Genomic DNA, 3,728 nt, shown 5'->3' with positions numbered 1-3,728 from the left:
ATTGCCCTACAGGCCAAAGTTGCCCTGTTCAATAAAAATTGGGCGGATGCATTGTCCCTTATCGACGAACTCGATGCCCTCGGTTTCTACAGTCTCAATACGGAATATTTCGACAGCTTCGATGCCAGCAAGGAATTTGCCGAGAACGAGGTCATTTTTGCGTATGACCATCGCTCCGAGGAAAACCCCAGAAACGGAAACGGGTTCGGGGCAGTGACCAGTTGGGGCTTTTTTGCACCCACGGCGGATTTTCTAGAGGCTTTTGAAACTGACGACCCCAGACTATTATATACCATAGACGTACCCGACCAACGTTCCTCCAAAATATTGGGATCCACGAGCGATTTCATAGGGAACGACGACTCCCCCGGCAACAGGATCTATATCCGTTATGCGGATGTCCTGCTCTGGAAAGCGGAAGCGCTGAACGAAACGGGCGATCTGACCGGTGCCGTAGCCCTGATCAATGAAATAAGGGCCAGGGCCAGGGCCAGTGTTACCCCTGACGGTTCTACAGTACCTGCGGGAACGCTTCCCCAAAGACCGGCTTCGACCGATATGGCCCAAATTAGGGAATGGCTGATATCCGAACGAAGGGTGGAACTGGGTTTTGAGGCACACCGGTTCAACGATCTGAAAAGGTGGGGGATAGCCCAAGAAGTCCTAACGGCATTGGATGTGAACTTTAAGGACTACAATATACTTTATCCCATCCCGCAGAGCGATATTGATAAGTCCGGTGGAACTATCGAACAGAATCCCGGGTATTGAGCCCAATGGAAAGCTGGCCCATTTTCAAGGGAAAGCTAATAAAATCCCATGACCAATCCCGAAAGAAAATCCCATGCCAGTTGCTGCCAATTTTAGTAGACCAATGCAATCCAAATACAATTTTTAGTAGACCAATGCAATCCAATCCAAATACAATAAAAATCATGATGAGATTAAAAACGGTTACGGCAGCTTTATTTTTTTTATCACTCTTTGTCTGCTGCCGTGATACCCCTACCGATTCGGTTAAACCTGCGAACAGGGCCGAGCTTGTCGAAAAACCATGGATGCTTGGTCCTTTTGAACGTCCCGAAAATGCACAACCCATCATTCGCAGTAATTCGAGCAGTGTTTTTAAAGATCCCATGAGCGGTAAAGAGGTTGCTTGGCAGTCCATGGCCACGTTCAATCCAGCGGCCATTGTTAAGAACAATCAGATTCATGTGCTCTACAGGGCCGAACAAGATCGTCACACCGATTCGATAGGAGGGCATACCTCCCGGATCGGCTTGGCTATATCTGACGACGGCATAAATTACCAGACTAAAAAAGAGCCTATTTTCTATCCGGACGACGATGACCAAAAAAAATACGAGTGGATCGGTGGTACTGAAGATCCGCGAATCGTTCAAAACGAGGATGGAAAATATATCCTTACCTATACCCAATGGAACGGGGATGTGCCCCGCTTGGCACTCGCCACCTCCCCAGATCTGAAAAAGTGGACAAAACACGGGCCCATATTCGAGGAATATAAAGAGGGAAAGTACAATCATAGGGAAACCAAGTCGGGCGCCATAGTCACCAAACTAAAGGATGGAACGCTGGTCGCGGCGAAAATCAACGGCAAATATTACATGTACTACGGGGTGCCACATATTTGGCTGGCCTCGTCCTCGGATTTGATCGACTGGGAACCTGTCGAAAACTATGAAGGTAATCTCGCCCCCGTTCTAAGCCCGCGTCCCGGGTATTTCGATTCCTGGTTGGTAGAGGCCGGACCGCCGCCGGTGCTAACCGAAGACGGAATTGTGGTGTTGTACAATGCCGGTAATTCTTCCAATATCGGGGTGAAAAATTTGGGCAATCGGGTATATACCAGCGGGCAGGCACTGTTTTCTTCCAAAGAACCCTGGAAATTGCTTGACCGTAGCGACACGCCCTTTCTAAAACCGGAACTGCCTTTTGAAAAGTCCGGGCAATACAAAGACGGTACCACTTTTGTGGAAGGGTTGGTCTTTTTCAATACGAAGTGGTATCTTTATTATGGAACGGCTGACAGTATGGTCGGGGTTGCCACTGCTGATGCGGATGTAAAGTAAGGGAAATTTTAGCCTTAGCACTAAAGAAATTGTGGCAATGGTCTCTATCTTTGGTTGTATTAACGTAACACCAGTTAATTAACAAGTCCACCAACTATTTAAAGCAACCTACATGGCAAAAGGCGTGAAGTATACCAAAATGGACACATCGTATTTTGAGTCCAGGGAACTTAAACGTCATGCGGGAGTTTGGTCGCTATGGGCTTTGGGGGTAGGGGCCGTTATTTCAGGTCATTTTTCAGGATGGAACCTTGGTTTGGCCTCTGGCGGATGGGGGGGTATGTTCGTTGCCACGGTTCTGGTGGCGATTATGTACATCGGTCTTACCCAAAGCGTCGCGGAAATGTCGCCCGCGCTGCCGCATACCGGCGGAGCGTATTCTTTTGCGAGATCGGCCATGGGCCCTTGGGGCGGTTTTTTCACCGGCCTGGTCGAGAACTTGGAATTTATTTTGACCCCGGCGGTCATTGTCTTCTTCCTCAGTCAATATATGTCAGGTATATTCGAGACCTCTCCGGAAATGCTGCCCTTTTGGTGGTTCGGTTTTGATGCGGTGTTCACCGGCCTGAATATCATTGGCGTTGAGATGTCCTTTCGCTTTACCGTGGCACTTACTTTATTGGCATTGGCCTGTTTGGTAGTGTACTGGGTATCCTCTATTTCCAGTGTAGATTTTACCAAGTACGCATTGGATATCAAGGCGGGCGCAAACGGTCAGGCCCAACATTTGGAAGGTGGCGGGGGAGCGCTATTTCCCTTCGGATGGGCCGGTGCCCTCAAAGCAATGCCATTTGCGGTCTGGTTGTTTTTGGCCATCGAACAGTTACCCTTGGCGGCCGAAGAGTCCGTGGATCCCCAAAAAGACATGCCCAAGGGATTGACGTATGGTATGATAACCCTGATTATATCGGCCTTTTTAATGTTGTGGCTAAATGCCGCAACCCCTCTGGGATCTTATGCGTTATCGCAATCGGGCGAACCTTTGTTGGACGGTTTTAAAGTGCTGTTCGGTGATAATATAGCCAAACTCCTGGCGCTGGTGGCTTCCATTGGATTAATTGCTTCCTTACATACTATAATTTTCGCCTTTGGAAGGCAAATTTACTCCCTGTCAAGAGCTGGCTACTTTCCGGTATTTTTTTCGGTAACGCACAGCAAAAGAAAAACGCCGTATACCGCCTTGATTTTGGGTTCTGCCATAGGATTCGCCGTATTGATGATCACACGGTTTCTGGCAGGGAATGAAAGTGGCGTTTTTATAGGAGGGGCTTTATTGAACATAGCTGTTTTTAGCGCCATGTTGTCCTATATTTTGCAATGTGGGTCGTTCATTTTATTACGAAAAAGAAAGCCTGATATGGATCGACCTTACGTAAGTCCTTTTGGTAATACTGGGGCATGGGTGACCATAGTGCTAGCGGCCTTGATCATTTATTATCAGCTTCAGGATAAGTCCTATCGAACCGCGGTATTCATAGCCATGGGATATTTGGCGGTGGGACTTGTTTATTTTGCATTGAGAGGCAGGCACCGCTTGATTCTTTCCCCTGAGGAAGAATTTGCCTTGGAGCATGAAACAAAAGCGAAGGTTTAAAAGGTGAACTTCAGAAAATTCGATGCTTTATGAGCCGATTT

The 3,728-nt window shown here is 47.9% G+C and carries 3 protein-coding genes; all 3 read left to right on the top strand.

Features of this window, described 5'->3' with window-relative positions; genetic code table 11:
• The coding region (locus ACEW8S_RS10585; RefSeq protein WP_373518122.1) for a RagB/SusD family nutrient uptake outer membrane protein at positions 1-771 on the top strand (771 nt) is incomplete at its 5' end.
• Between the two features lie 164 nt (positions 772-935).
• Positions 936-2,093, top strand: coding sequence for a glycoside hydrolase family 130 protein (locus ACEW8S_RS10580; protein ID WP_373518121.1), 1,158 nt, complete (start codon positions 936-938; stop codon positions 2,091-2,093).
• Between the two features lie 112 nt (positions 2,094-2,205).
• Positions 2,206-3,687: an amino acid permease gene (locus ACEW8S_RS10575; RefSeq protein WP_373518120.1), complete on the top strand. Its 1,482-nt coding sequence runs from the start codon at positions 2,206-2,208 to the stop codon at positions 3,685-3,687.
• Positions 3,688-3,728: the final 41 nt, after the last annotated feature.

This window comes from Pricia sp., from assembly GCF_041745955.1.
Taxonomy (GTDB): domain Bacteria; phylum Bacteroidota; class Bacteroidia; order Flavobacteriales; family Flavobacteriaceae; genus Pricia.
This window is presented reverse-complemented; position numbering and strand designations above follow the sequence as displayed.